This is a genomic window from Mycobacterium lacus, from assembly GCF_010731535.1.
Classification (GTDB): Bacteria; Actinomycetota; Actinomycetes; order Mycobacteriales; family Mycobacteriaceae; genus Mycobacterium; species Mycobacterium lacus.
In genome coordinates, this window is record NZ_AP022581.1 from 3,113,838 (window position 1) to 3,133,362 (window position 19,525).

Here is a 19,525-nt window from a genome sequence, read left to right on the forward strand (position 1 = left end):
CACCGGTCACGACGCCGCGGGGGTTACGGCGGCGTCCAGGCCCGGCACGTCGCCGACGATTTCTTTGATCTTGGCGACGAGCGCGTCCGGAGTAGTCGGGTCGTAGTCGGTGCCGTTGATCTTGATCGTCGGGGTCGCGCGCACGTTTGCCGCGGCGGCCGCCCCCTCAACCTTGGCGATGTACTTCCCGCTGTTGATACAGTCGCCGACCTTGCCCACGACGCCGGCTTCGCGGGCGATTTCGATCAGCCGCGCGTTGTCGGGGAAGTTCTTGCCGCCTTCAGCGGGCTGCAGGTCCGCACTGAACAACGCGGCATGGAAACGACGGAACGCATCGATGGATTCATCGGCGACGCAATACGCCGCGGCGCCCGCCCGCGACGAATAGTTCTGGTTCCGCGGGCTGTCCAGAATGGCGACCATGTCGTAATCGGCCGCAATGGCGCCGACGTCGATGAGTTTGGACACCGTCGGGCCGAAATTCCGCTCGAAATTGCCGCACGCCGGACACAAGAAGTCCTCGTAAAAGGTCACGACGGCCTTGGGGTTGCTGGTGCCGGGTTGGGTGACCAACTTGCTCGAAGTCACGCGCACCGCGCCGCCCGCACCCTCGGCGCCGCCGTCCTTGTGGTGCGACGTCACGATGTAGAACACCAGGACGACCGCGAAGATGACGACGAGCGCGGTGCCCCCGATCTGGAGAAGCCGGCCGAACCCGCTGTCGGCGTTCTTCAAGTCGAATTTCGGGGGACGTTTAGGTTTGTCGGCCACAGGTTCGCTGATCCTCCGGTACTGGATTTTGCCCGAGCGCGGTTGGGCGACGGCGCCTCTAGAGTACCGGCGGCAAACAACGGCCAGCTCAGGCCCGGCTCAGGTGCGCACGGAGCGCCGAGATCAGCTCGCTGGTCCCGGCGGCGCTGCCGCCCCCGAGCTGAAACAGATTGACGAAGCCGTGCGTCAACGAACCCTGGCTACGCAAGTCGACCGGGGTCCCGGCGGCCCGCAGTGCGGCGGCGTAGCTCTCGCCCTCGTCGCGCAGCGGGTCGAAACCCGCGACCGCCATCAGCGCCGGCGCCAGCCCGGACAGCGACTCGGCCAGCAACGGCGACACCCGGGGGTCGGCGCGGTCGATCCCGGCAGCCCGCAAATATTGAGCCTCGAACCAATCGATGTCCCGTTTGGTCAGCAAAAAACCGTGCCCGAACAGGCTCAGCGATCGGCTCCGAGAGGTGAAATCGGTACGCGGGTAGATCAGCCACTGCAGCACGGGGGCCGGGCCCCCGTCATCGCGCGCCAGTTGGCACACGACGGCCGCGAGGTTGCCGCCCGCGCTGTCCCCGCCGACCGCGACCTTCCCCGCGACCGCGCCGAGGTCCTCGGCGTGCTCGTACGCCCACTTGAAGGCCGCGTAAGCATCGTCAACCGCGGCCGGGGCCGGATGCTCCGGGGCCAGGCGATAGTCGATCGACAGCACGTGGATGCCGGCGTCGCGACAGGTCAACCGGCACAGGGCGTCATGGGTGTCCAGGTCGCCGATTACCCAGCCGCCGCCGTGGTAGAAGACCAGCAACGGCGCGGCCACGTCGTTGGGCGGGCTGTAGTGCCGCGCCCGGAGTTCGCCGGCCGGTCCTGGTATCGACGTTTCGCGCACCTCGACATGAATCTGCGGGCCGGGAAAGTCGTGCATGCTCTGGCGAAACTGGGCCCGGGAAGCGGCCGCGTCGTCGTCGACGACCAGGCCGTCGATGCCGACGACCCGCAGACTCGACAGCATCAATTGCAGCGTGGGATCAAGCGTATTGCCGTCGATGACGACCGCCCGGCCGCCCGTTAGCAGCCGCTTGGCGCGCTCCGGGATCCACGGAATGGCCTTGACGCCAACGTTGATGACGGTGCTCTGCACGCGACTCGTCCACCGAATCGGCGTGGGCCGTGCTCCGAGGTGGAGGTCCTGCGCGCCTGGCAAACTCTTGGTCATGGGCTGCTCCCTCGATAACTGCGGGGTCACGCTGAAAGGCCGTCTTTCGATCCCCACCGTCGGGCTTGGAGTTTTCCAGACGCCGCCGCCGCGTTGCGCCTCGGTCACCGGGATATCGAGCCGACTCCGGCGTTCCCCGCGACCAACTGTACGTGGTGACCAAGTAAACGCCGTCACCGAAGGCCGCGGGCGAACACCTGCCCAGGTGTTGATTAGGTGGCATATTCAACTCGGTAATATCGTGATCCCCAGTCGGTCAACCCGCACGGATTGCGAGCAACTTCGACGTGTTCGACTTCGAACTCAGCGCCTCGAACTCGGCGCCGAAACGGGCGTCGATCTCCTCGCAAGATGTCGGCCCCGACTTGGTCCTGATCCGAGAACATTCAATTTCACAGGCAGGTGAGATGACGTGACTGGCGAGTCGGGCGCCGCCGCCATACCCTCAATAGCCCTCAATGACGAAAACACGATGCCGGTGCTTGGCCTCGGCGTGGCGGAATTGTCCGAGGACGAGACCGAACGCGCGGTGTCGGCGGCCCTGGAAATCGGTTGCCGGCTCATCGATACCGCCGCGGTCTATGGCAATGAAGCCGCGGTCGGCCGCGCGATCGCGGCCTCCGGCATTCCGCGCGCGGAGCTGTTCGTCACCACCAAACTGGCCACCGCGGACCACGGCTTCACCAGCGCGCAGGAAGCTTGCAAGGCCAGCCTGGAGCGACTCGGCCTCGATTACGTCGACCTCTACCTGATCCACTGGCCGGCCCCGTCGGTGGGGAAGTACGTGGATGCCTTCGGCGGCATGATCCAATCGCGCGGGAACGGGCATACCCGCTCGATCGGCGTGTCCAACTTCACCGAGGAGCATCTCTCGAACGTCATCGATCTCACGTTCTTCACACCGGCGGTCAACCAGATCGAGCTGCATCCACTGCTCAACCAGCTCGAACTGCGGACAGCAAATGCGCAGCACAACGTCGTCACACAGTCCTATACCCCGTTGGTTCTGGGCAGGCTGATGGACAATCCGACCGTCACATCGGTGGCCGCCGAATACGACCGCACCCCGGCGCAAGTGCTGCTTCGGTGGAACCTGCAGCTCGGTAATGCGGTGATTTTCCGTTCGACGAAACCCGAGCGCATCGCCAGCAACTTCGACGTCTTCGATTTCGAATTGGCGACCGAGCATATGGATCGGCTGAACGGACTCAACGACGGCACCCGGGTGCGGGAGGACCCGCTGACCTACGCCGGAACGTAGCCGTTTCGAACCGACGACTGTGAACCTCACGACGTTTCGTCGGCGAGTCGCGTCGTCAGATTCACTGTCGGCGGCGAACCGGCCCAGCGCCGCTATGCCGTCGGGCAGGTTTCCGCGGCTTTTCGCAGGACGCCCGCGGACGCCTGGTCCACCGGCAACGAATAGCCCCGCAGCACGGCGATGAATTGCATGGCGTACTGGCACGCGAACGCGGTGTTGGGCGGCATCCACTGAGCGGGCGGCAAGTCGCCCTTGTCCTGATTCGCTTGGCCCTGGACGGCCAGTAGGTTCGCCGGATCGTTGGCGAACCGCAGCCGTTCGGGATCGGCCCAGCCGCTGGCCCCCATGTCCCACGCGTACGCCAGCGGCACGATGTGGTCGATCTGCACCGATTCGCCGACCTTGGCGCCGCGCTGGAAAGCGATGACGGTGTTGGTGTACGGGTCGTGCAGGATGCCGGTGGCCACGGCATTCGGGCACCGCTTGATCGACACATACGTCTTGTCGACGAGATCGCGGTCGAGGATGTCGTCGCGGGTGTCGCACCCGTTGTGCCCGAGCGGGGCGTCGTTGTTGTCGTCCCAGGCGTCGCCGTAGGCCGCCCGGCGGTAGTCATAGCGGTGGATCCGCTGCGGCAGCACGGCGATGCCGGCGAGCACATCGGTACCGGGTTGCACGGTCGGGATGTCAGCGCGCGCGGCGAACTCCTGGGCGTGCCTGGCCGCCGATGACCCCAGCGTCTGATAGGCGACCACGAGCGCAAGGCCCGCGGTCGCCGCCAGCCCCAGCAGCATTTTGCGGTTCATGACTTGTCCAGGTATTCGATGCGGTCGGTGTCGGTGAATCGTGCTGCCAGCAGCGCCAATCCGGGATGCGGGCGGTGGTCGTCGTAGGCGTGCGTGCAGAAATCCCGGGCGGCCTCGATGAACACCTGATGCTCGGCCAACGACAGCAACCGCAGCGTGATCGCCTTGCCGGACTGGTTGCGGCCCAGCACATCTCCCTCCTTGCGCTCCTTCAGATCCAGGTCGGCGAGGGCGAACCCGTCCATTGTCGCGGCGACCGCACGCAGCCGCCGTCCCGCCGGCGAATCGGGCGGCACCCAACTGACCAGCAGACACAGGCTCGGATGCTCGCCCCGGCCGATGCGGCCGCGCAGCTGATGCAGCTGGCTGATTCCGAAGCGGTCGGCGTCCATCACCAGCATGACCGTGGCGTTGGGGACGTCGACGCCCACCTCGATCACGGTGGTGCACACCAGCACATCGACCTCACCCACCCGGAAAGCCGCCATCGCGGCGTCCTTCTCGTCGGCCGACAACCTTCCGTGCATGAGCGCCAGCCGCAGTTTCGCCAATTCACCAGAACGCAACCGATCGAAAAGACCCACCGCGGTCGCCGATGGGCGACCGCCCTCGTCACCCTCGTGCGGGTCGTCGGTCTCGTCGATCCGGGGCGCCACCACATAGGCCTGGCGGCCTTCGGCGATCTCCTCGAGGATGCGCTGCCAGGCCCGGTCGAGCCAGGCGGGCTTTTCCTTGACGAAGATGGCGTTGGTGGCGATCGGCTGACGCCCGAGCGGAAGCTCGCGCAGCGTCGAGGTCTCCAAGTCGCCGTAGACGGTGAGTGCGACGGTGCGCGGGATCGGCGTCGCGGTCATCACCAACAGGTGCGGCGTGATACCGGCACGCGCCTTGGCGCGCAACCGATCTCGCTGCTCGACACCGAACCGGTGTTGCTCGTCGACCACCACCATGCCCAGGTTGTGGAAGTCCACCGCATCCTGCAGCAGCGCGTGCGTGCCGATCACGATGCCGACCTGACCACTAGCGATCTCGGCACGAGCTCGCTTTTTCTGCGCCGCCGTCATCGAGCCGGTGAGCAACGCTGCCCGGGTGGCATCGTCGGCGCCACCCAGCTGGCCCCCCATCGCCAATGGGCCCAGCACGTCACGGATCGACAGCAGATGTTGTGCGGCAAGGACTTCCGTCGGTGCCAGCAGGGCGCACTGGTAACCGGCGTCGACCATCTGCAGCATGGCTAGCACCGCGACGATCGTCTTGCCCGATCCGACCTCACCCTGCAGCAGACGATTCATCGGGCGGTTCGACGCGAGCCCGTCGGACAGCACGTCGAGCACCTCGCGCTGTCCCGCCGTCAGCTCGAACGGCAGCCGCCGCAGCAGTTCGGCCGCCAGACCATCAACGCGCGGCGGTGCCGAGGGGCCTGACTCCGACAGCTCACCGTGCCGGCGAGCGACCAGCGCCCATTGCAGGCCGACGGCTTCGTCGAAGGTGAGCCGCCGGCGCGCGCGCTCGCGTTCGGACTCGCTCTCGGCGAGGTGGATGGCGCGCAGGGCTTCGTCCTCGGAGATCAGGCAGTGCTCGGCGCGCAGGTCCGCGGGCAACGGATCGGCCACCGGGTCAAGCACGTCGAGCACCTGACGCACGCACTTGAAGATGTCCCAGCTCTGCACCTTCGTGCTAGCCGGATAGATGGGGAAGAAGCGGCGCTCGAACTCCTCCATGGCTAGCTCGCCGCTGATGGCCTTGGAGGCATCGGCGATGCTTTTCAGCGACTTGGTGCCGCGGTTCTTCCCGTCCGGCGAGTCGAGGATGAGAAACGCGGGGTGTGTGAGCTGCATGGCCCCCTTGAAGTAGCCGACTTCCCCGGACAGCATGACCCGCGTGTGCTTGGTGAGGTCTTTCATGATGTAGTCCGCGTTGAAGAAGGTGGCGGTCACCTTGTTGCGGCCGGCACCGACGCTGATCCGGAGACACTTCCGCTTCGGGGTCTTCTTCATCGGGAACGACTTCGTATCGGTGATGACGTCGACGATGGTGATGTGCTCACCCTCCTCGGGCCGCGTACCATCGGCGCCCACCCTCGTCGCGCCCTCGACGTAGCTGCGCGGATAGTGCCGCAGCAGGTCGTCCACGGTCCGGATGCCGAATTCCTCGTCGAGGGGAACGGCGGACTTGGCGCCCAGCACGCGATCCAGTCGATCGCTCAGTGAGACCACGGCTACTCGACCCCGATCAGCAGCGTATCGCCGCGGTGTCCGGTGTGGTAGACGACCAGCTCGGTGCCCGGATGCTGGTCGTGCACATGCTCTTGCAGGATGCCGGCTATGTCGTCGGTCCCTGTCGCGGTGCCGGCGCCCACCAAGACGGTCACCAGGTCGCCGCCGGAGGCCAGCAGCAGGTCGAGCAGACCGATCGCCGCGGCGGCGACGTCGGCGGCCACGATCAGCACCTCGTCGCCCGCGATGCCCAGGCCGTCGCCCGGCTCACAGGTGCCGGCCCAGGTCAGCGCCTTCTCGGTGGCGATGCGCACCGATCCGTGCCGGGCGGCGCCGGCGGCCCTGGCCATGGTGTAGCCGTCGTCGACGGCGTGGCGGCCAGGCTCGTGCACGGCCAGCGCGGCCAAACCCTGCACCATCGAGCCGGTCGGCACGGGCACCACGTCGACACCCCAACCGATAGCCGCAGCGCATCCGGCGACCAGTTCCTCGGCGGCGACGTAACCGTTGGGCAGCACCATCACCTGCGCGGCACCGGTGTCCACCACGGCCCGCACCAGCTGATGGGCGCTGATATCGGGGGCCGCTGCCGGCCCGGGACCCCACGCGTTCGGGCTCGGTCGCAGCACGCTGGCACCCTCCCCCGTGAACAACTCGGCAGCACCGTCGCCGTCGACGACGGCAAGCACCGCACGCTCCCGCGTCCAGCTGCCCGCGGGCAGTCCGACGGCGCCGGAGCTAAGCGCCGAGATGACGATCCGGCGCAGTTGCCCGGCCGCCAGTCCTGCCTCGACAGCGGCACCAGCGTCGTCGGTGTGGACGTGCACGGAGTAGCTGCCCCCGGTCGCCGAGGGCGCGGCCGCAATGGCCACCGATTCGCCCAGCTCCGCGAGCCGATACCGCAGCGATTCCGCTTCTGCGGCCTCGCACCCATCCAACAGGTACATCACCTCGAATTGTGGGGCACGGCGCTCCGCGGCCGCCTTTACCGGCGACGCCCGCGTCGGCGACGGCTCATAGACCGAACGGGCGGGCGCCTGCCCGGTGATCGTCGAGCGCAGCGCGTCCAACAGGACCAGCAGGCCCCGTCCGCCGGCGTCCACCGCGCCGGCCTCGGCGAGAACGTCGAGCTGCTCGGGGGTCTTCTCCAGGGCGACAACCGCCGCATCACCGGCGGCGATGACCGCGCCGGCCAGACCCTCTCCGCCCTGGGCGCACTGCTCGACGGCACCGGCGGCCGCGCGCAGCACCGACACGATGGTTCCCGGAACCTCCACGCCTCCCATCGAGGTGATGACCAGCTCGACGCCGCGCCACAACGCGGCCCCCAGGACGGCCGCGTCGATCACGGGCAATCCGCCACCGGAGTCGGCCGCACACGCGGTCACGTCGGCAATACCGCGCAAGATCTGCGACAGGATCACCCCGGAGTTGCCGCGTGCTCCGTTCAGCGCGCCGGCGGACAACGCCGCGGCGACTCGGGCGACATCGTCCGGGGAGCTCACCGTATTGGCTTCAGCGAGCGCGGAGCGCATGGTGAACAACATGTTGGTGCCGGTGTCGGAATCGGCGACCGGGAACACGTTGAGCCGGTTGATCTCGTCGATGTGGGTGATGAGGTCGCCGACGGCGATGTGCGCCCAGTCCCGCAATGCCGAGGCATCCAGCAGACGATCTCGTCCAGCGCGAGTGCCCACCGCAGACACACCTCCTCCGCGCCGGCGCCGGTGCGCGCCAGCGTAGCCCGGCCCCCCACCGGCGGCCACGGCCAGTCTTGGCGCCTAGAGCGTAGCGAGCGGCGACGACAGCACTGGTCATGACGCGTCTTCGACCGGTTGATCGTTTTGGCCTTTGCCCACGACAATGGCTATCCTGGGCTGGCCCGGTTCAGCCTGGGCTCTGCTCCGGCCACCCCAGCGGGAGAGTCGCCGGATGCTAGCCAGAGATTTGAGGAGTTTGAAGATGGCCGCTGTGTGCGATATCTGCGGGAAAGGCCCCGGCTTCGGCAAGTCGGTGTCGCACTCCCACCGCCGCACTAGCCGCCGGTGGGACCCCAATGTTCAGACCGTGCACGCCGTTGCCCGTCCCGGCGGCAACAAGAAGCGGCTCAACGTCTGCACTTCCTGCATCAAAGCTGGCAAGGTCAGCCGCGGCTGACCTGTTTGAGCGCGCGACCGGTCAGGGCAGCCGCCAGTCGATCGGGTTGGCGCCCATCCCCACGAGCATCTCGTTGGCACGACTGAACGGCCGCGATCCAAAGAATCCGCGGGAGGCCGACAGCGGTGAAGGATGCGCCGACTCGATGGCAACGCAGTTGCCGGCCGCCAGCATCGGCTTGAGCGTCGACGCGTCGCGCCCCCACAAGATCGCCACCATCGGCCGCGACCGCGCGGCCAGCGCGCGGATCGCGCACTCCGTGACGGCTTCCCAGCCCTTGCCCCGATGCGACGCCGGGTTACTGGGCCGCACCGTGAGCACCCTGTTCAACAGCAGCACGCCGCGCTGCGCCCAGGGCGTCAGATCACCGCACGAGGGCTGGGGATAGCCCAGGTCGGCGCTGTATTCACCGAAGATGTTTTCCAGGCTGCGCGGCAGCGGTCGTACGTCGGGGGCCACCGAGAAGCTCAGGCCCACAGCATGCCCGGGTGTCGGGTAGGGGTCCTGCCCGACGATCAAAACCCGGACATCGTCGAACGGAAACGTGAAGGCGCGCAACACATTCGGACCAGCAGGGAGATATTTGCGCCCGGCCGCGATCTCGGCCCGGAGAAACTGCCCCATTTGGGCCACCTGATCGGCGACAGGTTCCAGCGCGGCCGCCCACCCCTGCTCGACGAGTTCACACAACGGGCGCGCGGTCATCCCAACCCCTTCACCAGCAGCGCCTTCGAAATGTCCTGGTACTCAGGCGATTGCACCCAGCCACGGAATGCCTCCTCGGTCGGTGAACCTCAGCTACCCTACTTTTTCCTGCCCGCGAGCGTGCGTGTCAGTACAGCGACACGCCGCGTGGACTGGCATTCTGCGCACGTTCGAGCGGTTGACTCACCGCTCGAACGACTGCCAGCCCGCGTAACCACCCCACTCCGCGCCGTCGACGAGCACCCGGGCCGGCCCGTCGAACACCCGCCCGATGACGCGCCATCCCGCCGGCAGCGGACCGGCGAAACAGGCCACCAGGGCGTGATCCTCTCCGCCGCCCAGCACCCACGACCACGGATCGGTGCCGACGGCGGCGCCGGCCGCGGTCAGCGCGGCACGATCGGCGGCCAAGGCCGCGGTGGACAAGTCGATACTCACCCCGGATGCCTCGGCGACGTGCCGCGCATCGGCGATCAGACCGTCGGAGACGTCGATCATCGCCTGGGCGCCGGCAGCGGCGGCCGCCGCTCCCTGCCCGTAGGGTGGCTCAGGCACCAGGTGGCGGCGCCGCAACTCGTCGAACCCGTCAACCCCCCCAATATCCTTGCGCCACAGTGCATATCCGGCGGCCGATCGGCCCAGTTCACCGACGACGGCTATCACCGAGCCGGCTTTGGCCCCTGACCGCAACACCGGCGCACGACCGTCAAGGTCTCCGAGCGCCGCCACCGACATCACCCACTGCGGACAGCTGACGAGGTCGCCGCCGACGATGCTGGCCCCGACCCGCTCCGCCTCGTCCCACAGTCCGTCGACCAGAGCATCCACTTTCGCGATCGGCGTATCACCTGGCGCGCCGAAGCTCACCACGAACGCGGTGGCCCGCGCGCCCATCGCCTCGATGTCGGCGGCGTTCTGGGCGATCGCCTTGCGTCCGACGTCGTGGGGGGTCGACCAATCCAGGCGGAAGTGCCGCTCCTGCACGAGCATGTCGGTCGACACCACGACGCGACCGTCGCCGACCGACACCACCGCCGCGTCGTCGCCGGGCCCGAGCTCGACCCCCGGCGGCTGCCCGCGGCCCCGCACCAACCGGTCGATGACGGCGAACTCACCGACCTGCTCCAGCGTCGGAGACTCCCCCGATGCATCGTCGCGCACGTCGCCTACACCTTCCCCACCTGCGGTAAGTTGGGTCCCTGCCCGCGCCAGTGTAGGGCTGCCAGCTGTTGCTGGTTGAGTGGTCGGTCGTTGTCGGTGGTGTGCTGTAGGAACAGTCGTATGAATCTCGCGGCGTGGGCTGAGCGCAACGGTGTTGCGCGGGTGACTGCGTATCGCTGGTTCCATGGTGGCCATTTGCCGGTCACGGCGCGGAAAGTGGGTCGTCTGATTCTGGTGGACGAGCCGAGCGAGAAGGCTGGTGCTCGCCTGCGGACGGCTGTGTATGCGCGTGTGTCGTCGGCGGATCAGGGAGCGGATCTGGATCGGCAGGTGGCGCGGGTGACCGCGTGGGCCGCGGCCCAGCAGATTCCGGTCGACAAAGTCGTCACCGAGGTCGGTTCCGCCTTGAATGGGCACCGCCGCAAGTTCCTTGCTCTGCTGCGTGATCGGTCGGTGAATCGGATCGTGGTCGAGCATCGGCACCGGTTCTGCCGGTTCGGTTCGGAATGTGCAGGCCGCGCTCGCCGCTCAGGGCCGCGGGCTGGTTGTCGTAGACACAGCCGAGGTTGATGACGACCTGGTGCGGGATATGACCGAGATCCTGACCTCGATGTGCGCTCGTCTGTATGGCAAGCGGGCCGCGGAGAACCGGGCTCGCCGCGCACTAGCAGCTGCCGCAGCGACCGAGGACGCGGAGGCTGCGTGATGGCGAGGTTCGAGGTGCCTGACGGGTGGTGTGTGCAGGCGTTCCGGTTCACGCTGGACCCGACCGAGGATCAAGCCAGGTCGCTGGCACGGCATTTCGGCGCCCGGCGCAAGGCATACAACTGGACTGTGGCCAGCTTGAAAGCCGATATCCAAGCCTGGCGCGCCGACGGGATAGCGAGCGCGAAGCCGTCGCTGCGGGTGCTGCGGAAACGCTGGAACGCCGTCAAGGACAAGGTGTGCGTCAACGCCGAGACCGGGCAGGTGTGGTGGCAGGAATGCTCGAAGGAGGCCTACGCCGACGGAATCCGCGGCGCGGTGGACGCGTACTGGAACTGGCAGACCTCCCGCGCGGGTAAGCGGGTCGGGTTTCCGCGGTTTAAGCGCAAGGGCCGCGACGCGGATCGGGTGTGTTTCACCACCGGCGCGATGCGTGTGGAGCCCGACGGCCGGCATCTGACGCTGCCGGTGATCGGCACCGTCCGCACGCACGAGAACACCCGCCGCATCGAACGGCTCATTGCGAAGGACCGGGCACGGGTGTTGGCGATTTCGGTGCGCCGCAACGGCACCCGTCTGGATGCGAGCGTGAGGGTCCTCATCCAACGGCCCCAACAGCCGCGCGTGGCCTGTCCTGATTCGCGGGTGGGTGTCGATGTCGGGGTGCGCCGGCTCGCCACGGTCGCCGACGAGTGCGGGGCCGTGATCGAGCAAGTTGAGAACCCGCGACCGCTCGACGTTGCGTTGCGCGAGCTGCGCCAGGTCTGCCGGGCCCGGTCGCGCTGCACGAAAGGCTCCCGGCAATATCGTGAGCGCACCACCCAGATGTCCCGGTTGCACCGCCGGATCAACGACGTTCGCACTCATCACCTGCACGTCCTGACAACACGATTGGCCAAAACCCACGGCCAGATCGTTGTTGAAGGTTTGGACGCGGCGGGGATGCTGCGGCAAAAGGGCTTGCCGGGTTCCCGCGCCAGACGGCGCGGACTGTCGGACGCGGCCCTGGGCACGCCTCGACGCCACCTGCCGTACAAGACGGGCTGGTACGGGTCGGCACTGGTGGTCGCCGACCGCTGGTTTCCTTCGTCGAAAACCTGCCACGTGTGCCGGCATGTGCAGGACATCGGCTGGGACGAAAAATGGCAATGCGGCGGCTGTTTGGTCACACACCAGCGTGATGACAACGCCGCGATCAACCTCGCACGCTACGAGGAAACATCTAGCGTCGTCGGCCCAGTTGGGGCCGCCGTCAAGCGTGGAGCCGACCGTAAGCCCCGGCCTGGCCGGGCGGGTGGCCGTGAAGCGCGGAAGGGACGCAGCCACAAGGCTGCCGAACAACCCCGAGATGGGGTGCAAGTCGCGTGACCACTAAAGATCACTCACTTGCAACGGGAGAAGCCGGAGGTGTCTAGGTGGTGGGTGCCCGACTCAGGCGGGCCGCCGCGCGCCCTGATCATCGCCGCCGTGGCCTTGGCGGTGACGGCGACCGGAGTAATCCTGGGCATCGCCGTGACCCGCCAGGCGCCACAACCACCCGTTACGTTGCCTGCCGCACCCGCCCCGGACGCCACCACCCCGGCCTGCCGGGCATTGGTCGCGGCGCTGCCGCAGCGACTCGGCGACTACCAGCGCGCGCCGGTGGCGCAACCGGCGCCCGAAGGCGCCGCCGCCTGGCGGGCCGGGTGGGACGGCGCACCTGTGGTGCTGCGCTGCGGACTCGAACGCCCGGCCGACTTCGTCGTTGGTTCGCCCATCCAGATCGTCGACCGGGTGCAGTGGTTCGAGGTCGCCGCGCAATCCACCGACGGGGGCCGCTCCACCTGGTACACCGTCGACCGACCGGTATATGTGGCGCTGACGCTGCCCGCGGGATCAGGGCCCACTCCAATCCAGCAGCTGTCCGAGGTGATCGACCGCACGGTCGCGGCGGTGCCCATCGACCCGGCGCCAGCTCGCTAGTGCCGATCGCAAGCGCGGCGCTAGCGCCGGGCGCGGCGGGTCGGCACCAGCTCGCTAGTGCCGATCGCAAGCGCGGCGCTAGCGCCGGGCGCGGCGGGTCGGCACCATCGGGCGTAGTGACGATCGCAAGCGCGGCGCTAGCGCCGGGCGCGGCGGGTCGGCACCATCGGGCTTAGTGCCGATCGCAAGCGCGGCGCTAGCGCCGGGCGCGGCGGGTCGGCACCATCGGGCTTAGTGCAGACCCACGCCCCGCGCCAACGCCGTGTCCACCATGGTCGCCACCAGCGTGGGATAGTCGACGTGGCTGGCCGCCCACATCCGCGGGTACATCGAGATCGTGGTGAACCCCGGCATCGTGTTCACCTCGTTGATCACCGGCCCCTCGTCGGTGAGGAAGAAATCAACCCGGGCCAGGCCCTGGCAGTCGATGGCGCGAAACGCCCGGATCGCGAGCTCACGAACGGCGTCGGCGACGTCGTCGTCAACCTTGGCCGGCACGTCCAATTCGGCCGCGTCATCAAGGTATTTGGTCGCGAAGTCGTAGAAGGCGTCCTCGCGTCCGCGCACCCCGGCCACCCGGATCTCCCCCACCGTGCTGGCTTCCACCGCGCCGTCAGGCATTTCGAGCACACCACATTCCAGCTCGCGACCGATCATCGCGGCCTCGATGATCACCTTCGGATCATGCCGGCGAGCCTCGGCGACCGCTGCGGGCAGCTGGTCCCAGCTCGAAACCCGGCTGACACCGATCGACGACCCGCCCCGCGCGGGTTTGACGAATACCGGCAGCCCCAACCGCTCGCGCTCCTGCCGCTGCAGCGCCGGCCGGGACGGGCGCAGCACCGCGTGCGGGCCGACCGGCAGTCCCTCGGCGGCGAGCAGCTTCTTGGTGAATTCCTTGTCCATGCCGACCGCGCTGGCCAGCACGCCGGCGCCGACGTAGGGCACACCGGCGAGTTCGAGCAGCCCCTGGATCGTGCCGTCCTCGCCGTAGGGGCCGTGCAGCACCGGGAACACCACGTCGACCGAGGCCAACGCCTCACCCGCACCGGGCGGCAGCGCGACCAGCTGACCGCCACGGCGCGGATCGGCCGGCAGGGCCAACTCGATGCCCGATCCGGCGCTGACCTCGGGCAGTCGCCGGTCGGTGATCGCCAGTGCATCCGGGTCGCCGTCGGTGAGCACCCAGGTGCCTTCCGGGGTGATGCCAATCGCGATCACGTCGAACCGCCGCGGGTCGAGATTGCGCAAGATGCTGCCCGCCGACACACACGAGATCGCGTGTTCATTGCTGCGCCCGCCGAACACGACGGCAACCCGGATACGCCGGTCGCTGGCATTCACAACCTAAAGAGGCTACCGGGTGGCGCGCTCGAAGGCCGGGTTCCCGCTCCGAGCTGGGGTTTTACCGGGCCGTCGGGGCTCATTCCGGCTTGGTGCTGCGACCCAACAGCAGGGCTATCGCGTCGTGCACCGACAACCCCATGTGACAGACCCGGTGCACCGCGTCGGTCAGCGGCATTTCGACGCCGTAGCTGGACGCCAGCGAGAGTATCGCCGCACACGACGTCACCCCCTCTACGACGTGAGCGTCCCTGCCGTTGGGGGCGCCGTGCAGCGCGGATTCCATGGTCTCGCCCCGGCCCAGGCGTTCGCCCAACGACCGGTTGCGCGAATGCGGTGACGTGCAGGTGGCCACCAGGTCACCCACCCCGGCCAGGCCAGCCAGCGTGGCGTCCCTGGCGCCGAGCGCAAGCCCGAGCCGCATGATCTCCGCGAGGCCCCGGGTGATGATCGCAGCCGCGGTGTTTTCGCCCAGGCCGACGCCGACTGCCATCCCACAGGCAAGCGCAATGACGTTCTTGCAGGCACCGCCGATCTCGGTGCCGACAACGTCGGAGTTGGTGTAGGGGCGGAAGTAGCCGCTGTTCAAGAAGCGTTGCAGCGCCACCGCCCTACCGGAGTCGCTGCACGCGACGACGGTCGCCGCGGGCTGGCACTGCGCTATCTCACTGGCCAAGTTGGGGCCCGAAATCACCGCGACCTGCGCCGGGTCCACTCCGGTCACCGAAACGATCACTTGGCTCATCCGCATCAGGGTGCCCAGCTCAATGCCCTTGGCCAGACTGACCAGCGTCGCGCCGTCGCGCAACAGCGGCGCCCACTGCTCGAGGTTGGTCCGCATCGTCTGCGCCGGAACTCCGAGCAGCACCGTCGACGCACCGCGCAGCGCACCTTCCGCGTCGGCGGTGGCACGGATGCCCGGCGGCAGCAGCGTGCCGGGAAGATAGTCGGGGTTGTAGCGGGTGGCATTGATGTGCTCCGCGACGTCCGCTCGCCGCGCCCACAGCGTGACCTCGGCTTCCGGTCCGCCGGCCTCGGCGAGCACCTTGGCCAGGACCGTGCCCCAGGCACCGGCGCCCATCACCGCGATGGCGCCTCCCGTGCTGGTCATCATGTGCACCCTACCCTGCGCCGAGAGTGCCGTCTGGGCTGTGCTGCGGGCGCCGACCACGACCGGGGCGGCAATCTCGCCGAAAATAGGATGACCCCATGAGCGGCACACGAGCCGACGGCACGGGTGACATCGGCTTGATCGTCGCCGTCAAGCGGCTGGCGGCTGCCAAGACCCGATTGGCGCCGGTGTTTTCGGCGCCGACCCGGGAGAGCGTGGTGCTGGCGATGCTGGTCGACACCTTGACCGCGGCGGCCCGCGTCGGTGCGTTGCGCTCGATCACCGTCATCACGCCCGACGAAGCCGCGGCGGCTGCGGCGGCTGAGCTCGGGGCCGACGTGCTGGCCGACCCGACGCCCCAAGACGATCGCGACCCGTTGAACAACGCCATCGCCGCCGCCGAACGCGTCGTGGCCGTATCGTTCTCCAATATCGTTGTGCTGCAAGGTGATTTGCCGGCGTTACAGACGCAGGAGCTGGCTGAGGCGATCGCGGCCGCCCGCCACCATCGGCGCAGCTTCGTCGCCGACCGGCTGGGAACCGGAACGTCGGTACTCTGCGCATTCGGAACCGCGCTCGACCCGCAGTTCGGGCCGGATTCGTCCGCGCGACATCGCCGTTCGGGCGCCATCGAGCTGACGGGCGCCTGGCCTGGCCTGCGATGCGACGTCGACACACCCGCCGACCTGGCCGCCGCGCGCCGGCTGGGGGTGGGCCCCGCGACGGCCCGAGCCGTCGCGCATCGTTAGCAGGCGCCGGCACAGCGTCCGCGCGATGAACGACAGACCAACTACGCATTGAAGTGCAGCAGGCGCTGGCAGCGGGCGAGGGTGATGAGCAATGATCGCAGTGTGACGGAAATCCAAGCAAAGGTACGCCCCGACGAGAATGCCTGGGATCCAGGCGACTCCGCCCTGGCAGCACCGCCCGCCGCGACCGCCCCTGAGTTCAGTCCCGCGACCAGCGACCAGCTGCCGGCGGACCGCTACCTGAACCGCGAACTGAGTTGGCTGGACTTCAATGCCCGTGTGCTTGCACTGGCCGCCGACGACTCATTGCCCTTGCTCGAACGAGCGAAATTCCTGGCGATCTTCGCTTCCAATCTCGACGAGTTCTACATGGTTCGGGTGGCCGGCCTCAAACGCCGCGACGAAATGGGGCTGTCGGTCCGCTCCGCCGACGGTCTGACACCGCGGGAGCAACTGCGCCGCATCGGCGAGAAGACCCAGCAGATCGCCATCCGTCATGCGCGTGAGTTCCATGATTCGGTCCTGCCCGCGCTCGGCAAAGAAGGCATTTACATCGTCACGTGGGCCGACCTGGATGAGGCCGAGCGCGACCAGTTGTCGACGTATTTCCATGAGCAGGTCTTCCCCGTCCTGACACCGCTGGCCGTGGACCCCGCGCACCCCTTCCCATTTGTCAGCGGGCTGAGCCTCAACCTGGCGGTCACCGTGCGCCAACCCGAGGACGGTGCCCAGCACTTCGCCAGGGTCAAGGTGCCCGACAATGTCGATCGCTTCGTCGAACTCGAAAGTCGTAGCGATACAGACGGGACCGAAGGGACCGAGAACCGTGCGACCTTGCGATTCCTGCCAATGGAGGAGTTGATCGCGGCCTTTCTCCCGGTGCTCTTCCCCGGGATGGAGATCGTCGAGCATCACGCGTTTCGCATCACCCGCAACGCCGACTTCGAGGTTGAAGAGGACCGCGACGAAGACCTGCTGCAGGCGCTCGAACGGGAATTGGCGCGCCGCCGGTTCGGTTCGCCCGTGCGACTGGAAGTCGCCGACGACATGACCGAGAGCATGTCGGAGTTGCTGCTGCGCGAACTCGACGTGCACCCCGGTGATGTCATCGAAGTGCCCGGGCTCTTGGACCTGTCGTCGTTGTGGCAGATCTACGGCGTGGACCGGCCCGCGCTCAAGGATCGGACATTCGTTCCGGCCACCCATCCGGCCTTCGCGGAGCGGGAGACGCCAAAGAGCATCTTCGCAACGCTGCGCGAAGGCGATGTGCTGGTGCACCATCCGTACGACTCGTTCTCCACCAGCGTGCAGCGATTCATCGAGCAGGCCGCCGCCGACCCCAACGTGCTGGCGATCAAACAAACGCTGTACCGCACATCCGGTGACTCCCCAATCGTGCGGGCGCTGATCGACGCGGCCGAGGCCGGAAAGCAAGTGGTGGCGCTGGTCGAAATCAAGGCACGCTTCGACGAACAGGCCAACATCCGCTGGGCACGCGCACTGGAGCAGGCCGGCGTGCACGTCGCGTACGGCCTCGTCGGGCTGAAGACGCATTGCAAGACGGCACTCGTGGTGCGCCGCGAGGGCCCGAACATCCGGCGGTACTGCCACATCGGGACCGGCAACTACAACAGCAAGACGGCGCGTCTGTACGAGGATGTGGGCCTGTTGACGGCGGCCCCCGACATCGGCGCCGACCTGACCGATTTGTTCAACTCGCTCACCGGTTACTCACGCAAGTTGTCCTACCGCAACCTGTTGGTGGCCCCACATGGAATCCGCACCGGCATTATCGAACGCGTCGAGCGCGAGGTTGCCGCTCACCGGAAGAACGGTGACGGCCGCATCCGGCTCAAGATGAACGCGCTTGTCGACGAACAGGTCATCGATGCGCTGTATCGCGCGTCGCAGGCAGGCGTGCGGGTCGAAGTGGTGGTGCGCGGCATCTGTGCGCTGCGCCCGGGCGCGGCGGGCTTCTCCGAGAACATCTTCGTCCGCTCGATTCTCGGCCGTTTCCTGGAGCATTCGCGGATACTGCATTTCAACGCCATCGACGAGTTCTGGATCGGCAGCGCCGACATGATGCACCGCAATCTGGACCGCCGCGTCGAGGTGATGGTTCAGGTCAGGGACCCCAGGCTTACCGCGCAGCTAGACGAGTTGCTCGAGTCCGCGCTCGACCCCGCCACTCGGTGCTGGGAGCTCGGGCCCGACGGGCAGTGGACCGCTTCACCCCAGGAAGGCCACAGCGTGCGCGACCACCAGGAATCACTCATGGAGAAGCATACGAGCCCCTAATCGTGTCGTGATTCCCGCGAGCGGCCCTGGCCGAATTGACCTGCAGGAGTTAAGGTGTCGATCCAAGACTCGTCGGCCCGCCGCCGATCGGGGAACCGGATCGTGTATGCCGCAGGCGCGGTGTTGTGGCGGCCCGGCAATGACAAGTCCGCCGATTCGGCCGCAGGCGCCGTCGAGATCGCCGTGATCCACCGCCCTCGCTACGACGACTGGTCGCTGCCCAAGGGCAAGGTGGATCCTGGCGAGACCGCGCCCGTGGCGGCCATGCGGGAGGTACTCGAGGAGACGGGGCACCGCTGCGTCCTTGGCAGGCGGATCCTCGCGGTGAGTTACCCAGTCGACCCACCCTTCCAGGGCATCAAGAAGGTGCACTACTGGGCGGCGCGCAGCACCGGCGGGGCATTCGTCCCGGGACGCGAGGTCGACGACCTGGTCTGGTTGCCGATTGCCGAGGCGATGAAAAAACTCCACTACGAACAAGATCGAAAGGTCTTGCGCCGGTTCACCAAACACCCGGCCGGCACGCACACGGTGCTGGTCGTGCGGCACGGCACCGCGGGCAGCAAGGCCCGCTTCTCCGGGGACGACACCGCGCGACCGTTGGACAAGAAGGGCCGCGCGCAGGCCGAAGCACTGGTTGGCCAGCTGCTGGCGTTCGGCGCCACCGACGTGTACGCGGCCGACCGGTTGCGCTGCCATCAGACGGTCGAACCGCTCGCCGCGGAACTCGGTGTGGCCATCCACAACGAGCCCGACCTGACCGAGGAGGGCTACGCCAAGAACCCCAAACGCGGCCGACGCCGAGTTCTCCGGATCGCCCGCCAAAAAGGCACACCGGTGATCTGCACACAGGGCAAGGTGATTCCGGACCTGATCGCGTGGTGGTGCGAGCGCGACGGGGTACACCCCGACAAATCCCGCAACCACAAGGGCAGTACGTGGGTGCTGTCGCTCTCGGCCGGCCGGTTGGTGGCAGCCGACCACATCGGCGGCGCGCTGGCCGCCAACGTACGGGCCTAACACTGGGCCAAACGCGAATACCCTTCGGAGACATCGCTGCCGCCCGAAGGGT

The 19,525-nt window shown here is 67.7% G+C and carries 16 protein-coding genes and 2 pseudogenes; 9 read left to right on the forward strand and 9 right to left on the reverse strand.

Annotated features, from left to right (window positions below):
• Positions 1-6 precede the first annotated feature (6 nt).
• Both G6N24_RS14180 and G6N24_RS14185 read right to left on the reverse strand, forming a co-directional pair.
• Entirely contained in the window at positions 7-771 is a 765-nt protein-coding gene (locus G6N24_RS14180; RefSeq protein ID WP_085157709.1) for a DsbA family protein, read from the reverse strand.
• Positions 772-859: 88 nt separating this feature from the next.
• Entirely contained in the window at positions 860-1,978 is a 1,119-nt protein-coding gene (locus tag G6N24_RS14185; RefSeq protein WP_085157707.1) for an alpha/beta hydrolase, read from the reverse strand.
• A 163-nt stretch (positions 1,979-2,141) separates the two neighbouring features.
• Between G6N24_RS14185 and G6N24_RS14190 the strand changes: the two are divergent.
• Positions 2,142-2,384 (forward strand): annotated as a pseudogene (locus G6N24_RS14190) (aldo/keto reductase); the annotation flags it as partial.
• A gap of 6 nt (positions 2,385-2,390) precedes the next feature.
• Complete coding sequence (locus G6N24_RS14195) at positions 2,391-3,239, forward strand: aldo/keto reductase (protein WP_139822228.1); 849 nt, start codon at positions 2,391-2,393, stop codon at positions 3,237-3,239.
• Between the two features lie 92 nt (positions 3,240-3,331).
• Here the strand turns inward: G6N24_RS14195 and G6N24_RS14200 are convergent, their stop codons facing one another.
• From G6N24_RS14200 to G6N24_RS14210, 3 genes are read right to left on the reverse strand one after another with little or no spacing between them, the layout of a single operon-like run.
• The gene (locus G6N24_RS14200) at positions 3,332-4,045 is read right to left on the reverse strand and encodes an HNH endonuclease family protein (RefSeq protein ID WP_085157705.1); all 714 of its coding nucleotides are present in this window, start codon (positions 4,043-4,045) and stop codon (positions 3,332-3,334) included.
• Positions 4,042-6,261, reverse strand: coding sequence for an ATP-dependent DNA helicase RecG (gene recG, locus G6N24_RS14205; RefSeq protein WP_085157703.1), 2,220 nt, complete (start codon positions 6,259-6,261; stop codon positions 4,042-4,044). Before recG ends, G6N24_RS14200 begins: the two co-directional genes overlap by 4 nt.
• Before the next feature lie 2 nt (positions 6,262-6,263).
• Positions 6,264-7,928 (reverse strand): DAK2 domain-containing protein, encoded by a 1,665-nt coding sequence (locus tag G6N24_RS14210; protein ID WP_179963502.1) that lies wholly within the window; start codon positions 7,926-7,928, stop codon positions 6,264-6,266.
• Between the two features lie 295 nt (positions 7,929-8,223).
• Between G6N24_RS14210 and rpmB the strand changes: the two genes are divergently transcribed.
• The gene (gene rpmB, locus G6N24_RS14215; protein ID WP_085157699.1) at positions 8,224-8,418 is read left to right on the forward strand and encodes a 50S ribosomal protein L28; all 195 of its coding nucleotides are present in this window, start codon (positions 8,224-8,226) and stop codon (positions 8,416-8,418) included.
• Positions 8,419-8,439: 21 nt separating this feature from the next.
• On the opposite strand, the gene G6N24_RS14220 is transcribed toward rpmB, so the two are convergent.
• Positions 8,440-9,123: a uracil-DNA glycosylase gene (locus tag G6N24_RS14220; protein WP_085157697.1), complete on the reverse strand. Its 684-nt coding sequence runs from the start codon at positions 9,121-9,123 to the stop codon at positions 8,440-8,442.
• Between the two features lie 183 nt (positions 9,124-9,306).
• Positions 9,307-10,284, reverse strand: a complete 978-nt coding sequence (locus G6N24_RS14225; protein ID WP_085157695.1) for a thiamine-phosphate kinase — start codon at positions 10,282-10,284, stop codon at positions 9,307-9,309.
• Positions 10,285-10,404: 120 nt separating this feature from the next.
• Between G6N24_RS14225 and G6N24_RS14230 the strand changes: the two are divergent.
• The 3 genes and pseudogenes from G6N24_RS14230 to G6N24_RS14240 all read left to right on the forward strand — a co-directional run bounded on the left by G6N24_RS14230 (position 10,405) and on the right by G6N24_RS14240 (position 12,951).
• A pseudogene (locus G6N24_RS14230) lies at positions 10,405-10,990 on the forward strand (IS607 family transposase).
• Positions 10,990-12,357, forward strand: coding sequence for an IS607 family element RNA-guided endonuclease TnpB (tnpB, locus tag G6N24_RS14235; protein ID WP_085157693.1), 1,368 nt, complete (start codon positions 10,990-10,992; stop codon positions 12,355-12,357). The pseudogene G6N24_RS14230 and the gene tnpB overlap by 1 nt, the downstream one beginning before the upstream one ends.
• A 54-nt stretch (positions 12,358-12,411) precedes the next feature.
• Positions 12,412-12,951: a DUF3515 domain-containing protein gene (locus G6N24_RS14240; protein WP_139822227.1), complete on the forward strand. Its 540-nt coding sequence runs from the start codon at positions 12,412-12,414 to the stop codon at positions 12,949-12,951.
• A 231-nt stretch (positions 12,952-13,182) separates the two neighbouring features.
• Here the strand turns inward: G6N24_RS14240 and G6N24_RS14245 are convergent, their stop codons facing one another.
• Both G6N24_RS14245 and G6N24_RS14250 read right to left on the reverse strand, forming a co-directional pair.
• Complete coding sequence (locus tag G6N24_RS14245) at positions 13,183-14,295, reverse strand: D-alanine--D-alanine ligase family protein (protein ID WP_085157689.1); 1,113 nt, start codon at positions 14,293-14,295, stop codon at positions 13,183-13,185.
• A gap of 79 nt (positions 14,296-14,374) precedes the next feature.
• Positions 14,375-15,406 carry an NAD(P)H-dependent glycerol-3-phosphate dehydrogenase gene (locus tag G6N24_RS14250; RefSeq protein ID WP_085157768.1) on the reverse strand — a complete coding sequence of 344 codons (1,032 nt, stop codon included), beginning with the start codon at positions 15,404-15,406 and terminating at the stop codon, positions 14,375-14,377.
• Positions 15,407-15,504: 98 nt separating this feature from the next.
• Here G6N24_RS14250 and cofC point away from each other — a divergent pair, with 98 nt between their 5' ends.
• The 3 genes from cofC to mutT1 all read left to right on the forward strand — a co-directional run bounded on the left by cofC (position 15,505) and on the right by mutT1 (position 19,473).
• Positions 15,505-16,155, forward strand: a complete 651-nt coding sequence (cofC, locus tag G6N24_RS14255) for a 2-phospho-L-lactate guanylyltransferase (protein WP_085157687.1) — start codon at positions 15,505-15,507, stop codon at positions 16,153-16,155.
• Between the two features lie 81 nt (positions 16,156-16,236).
• A complete protein-coding gene (locus G6N24_RS14260) occupies positions 16,237-18,453 on the forward strand; it encodes an RNA degradosome polyphosphate kinase (RefSeq protein ID WP_085157686.1) in 2,217 nt (738 codons plus the stop codon).
• Positions 18,454-18,507: 54 nt separating this feature from the next.
• Positions 18,508-19,473 carry an 8-oxo-(d)GTP phosphatase MutT1 gene (mutT1, locus tag G6N24_RS14265; RefSeq protein WP_085157684.1) on the forward strand — a complete coding sequence of 322 codons (966 nt, stop codon included), beginning with the start codon at positions 18,508-18,510 and terminating at the stop codon, positions 19,471-19,473.
• The last annotated feature ends 52 nt before the right edge of the window (positions 19,474-19,525 follow it).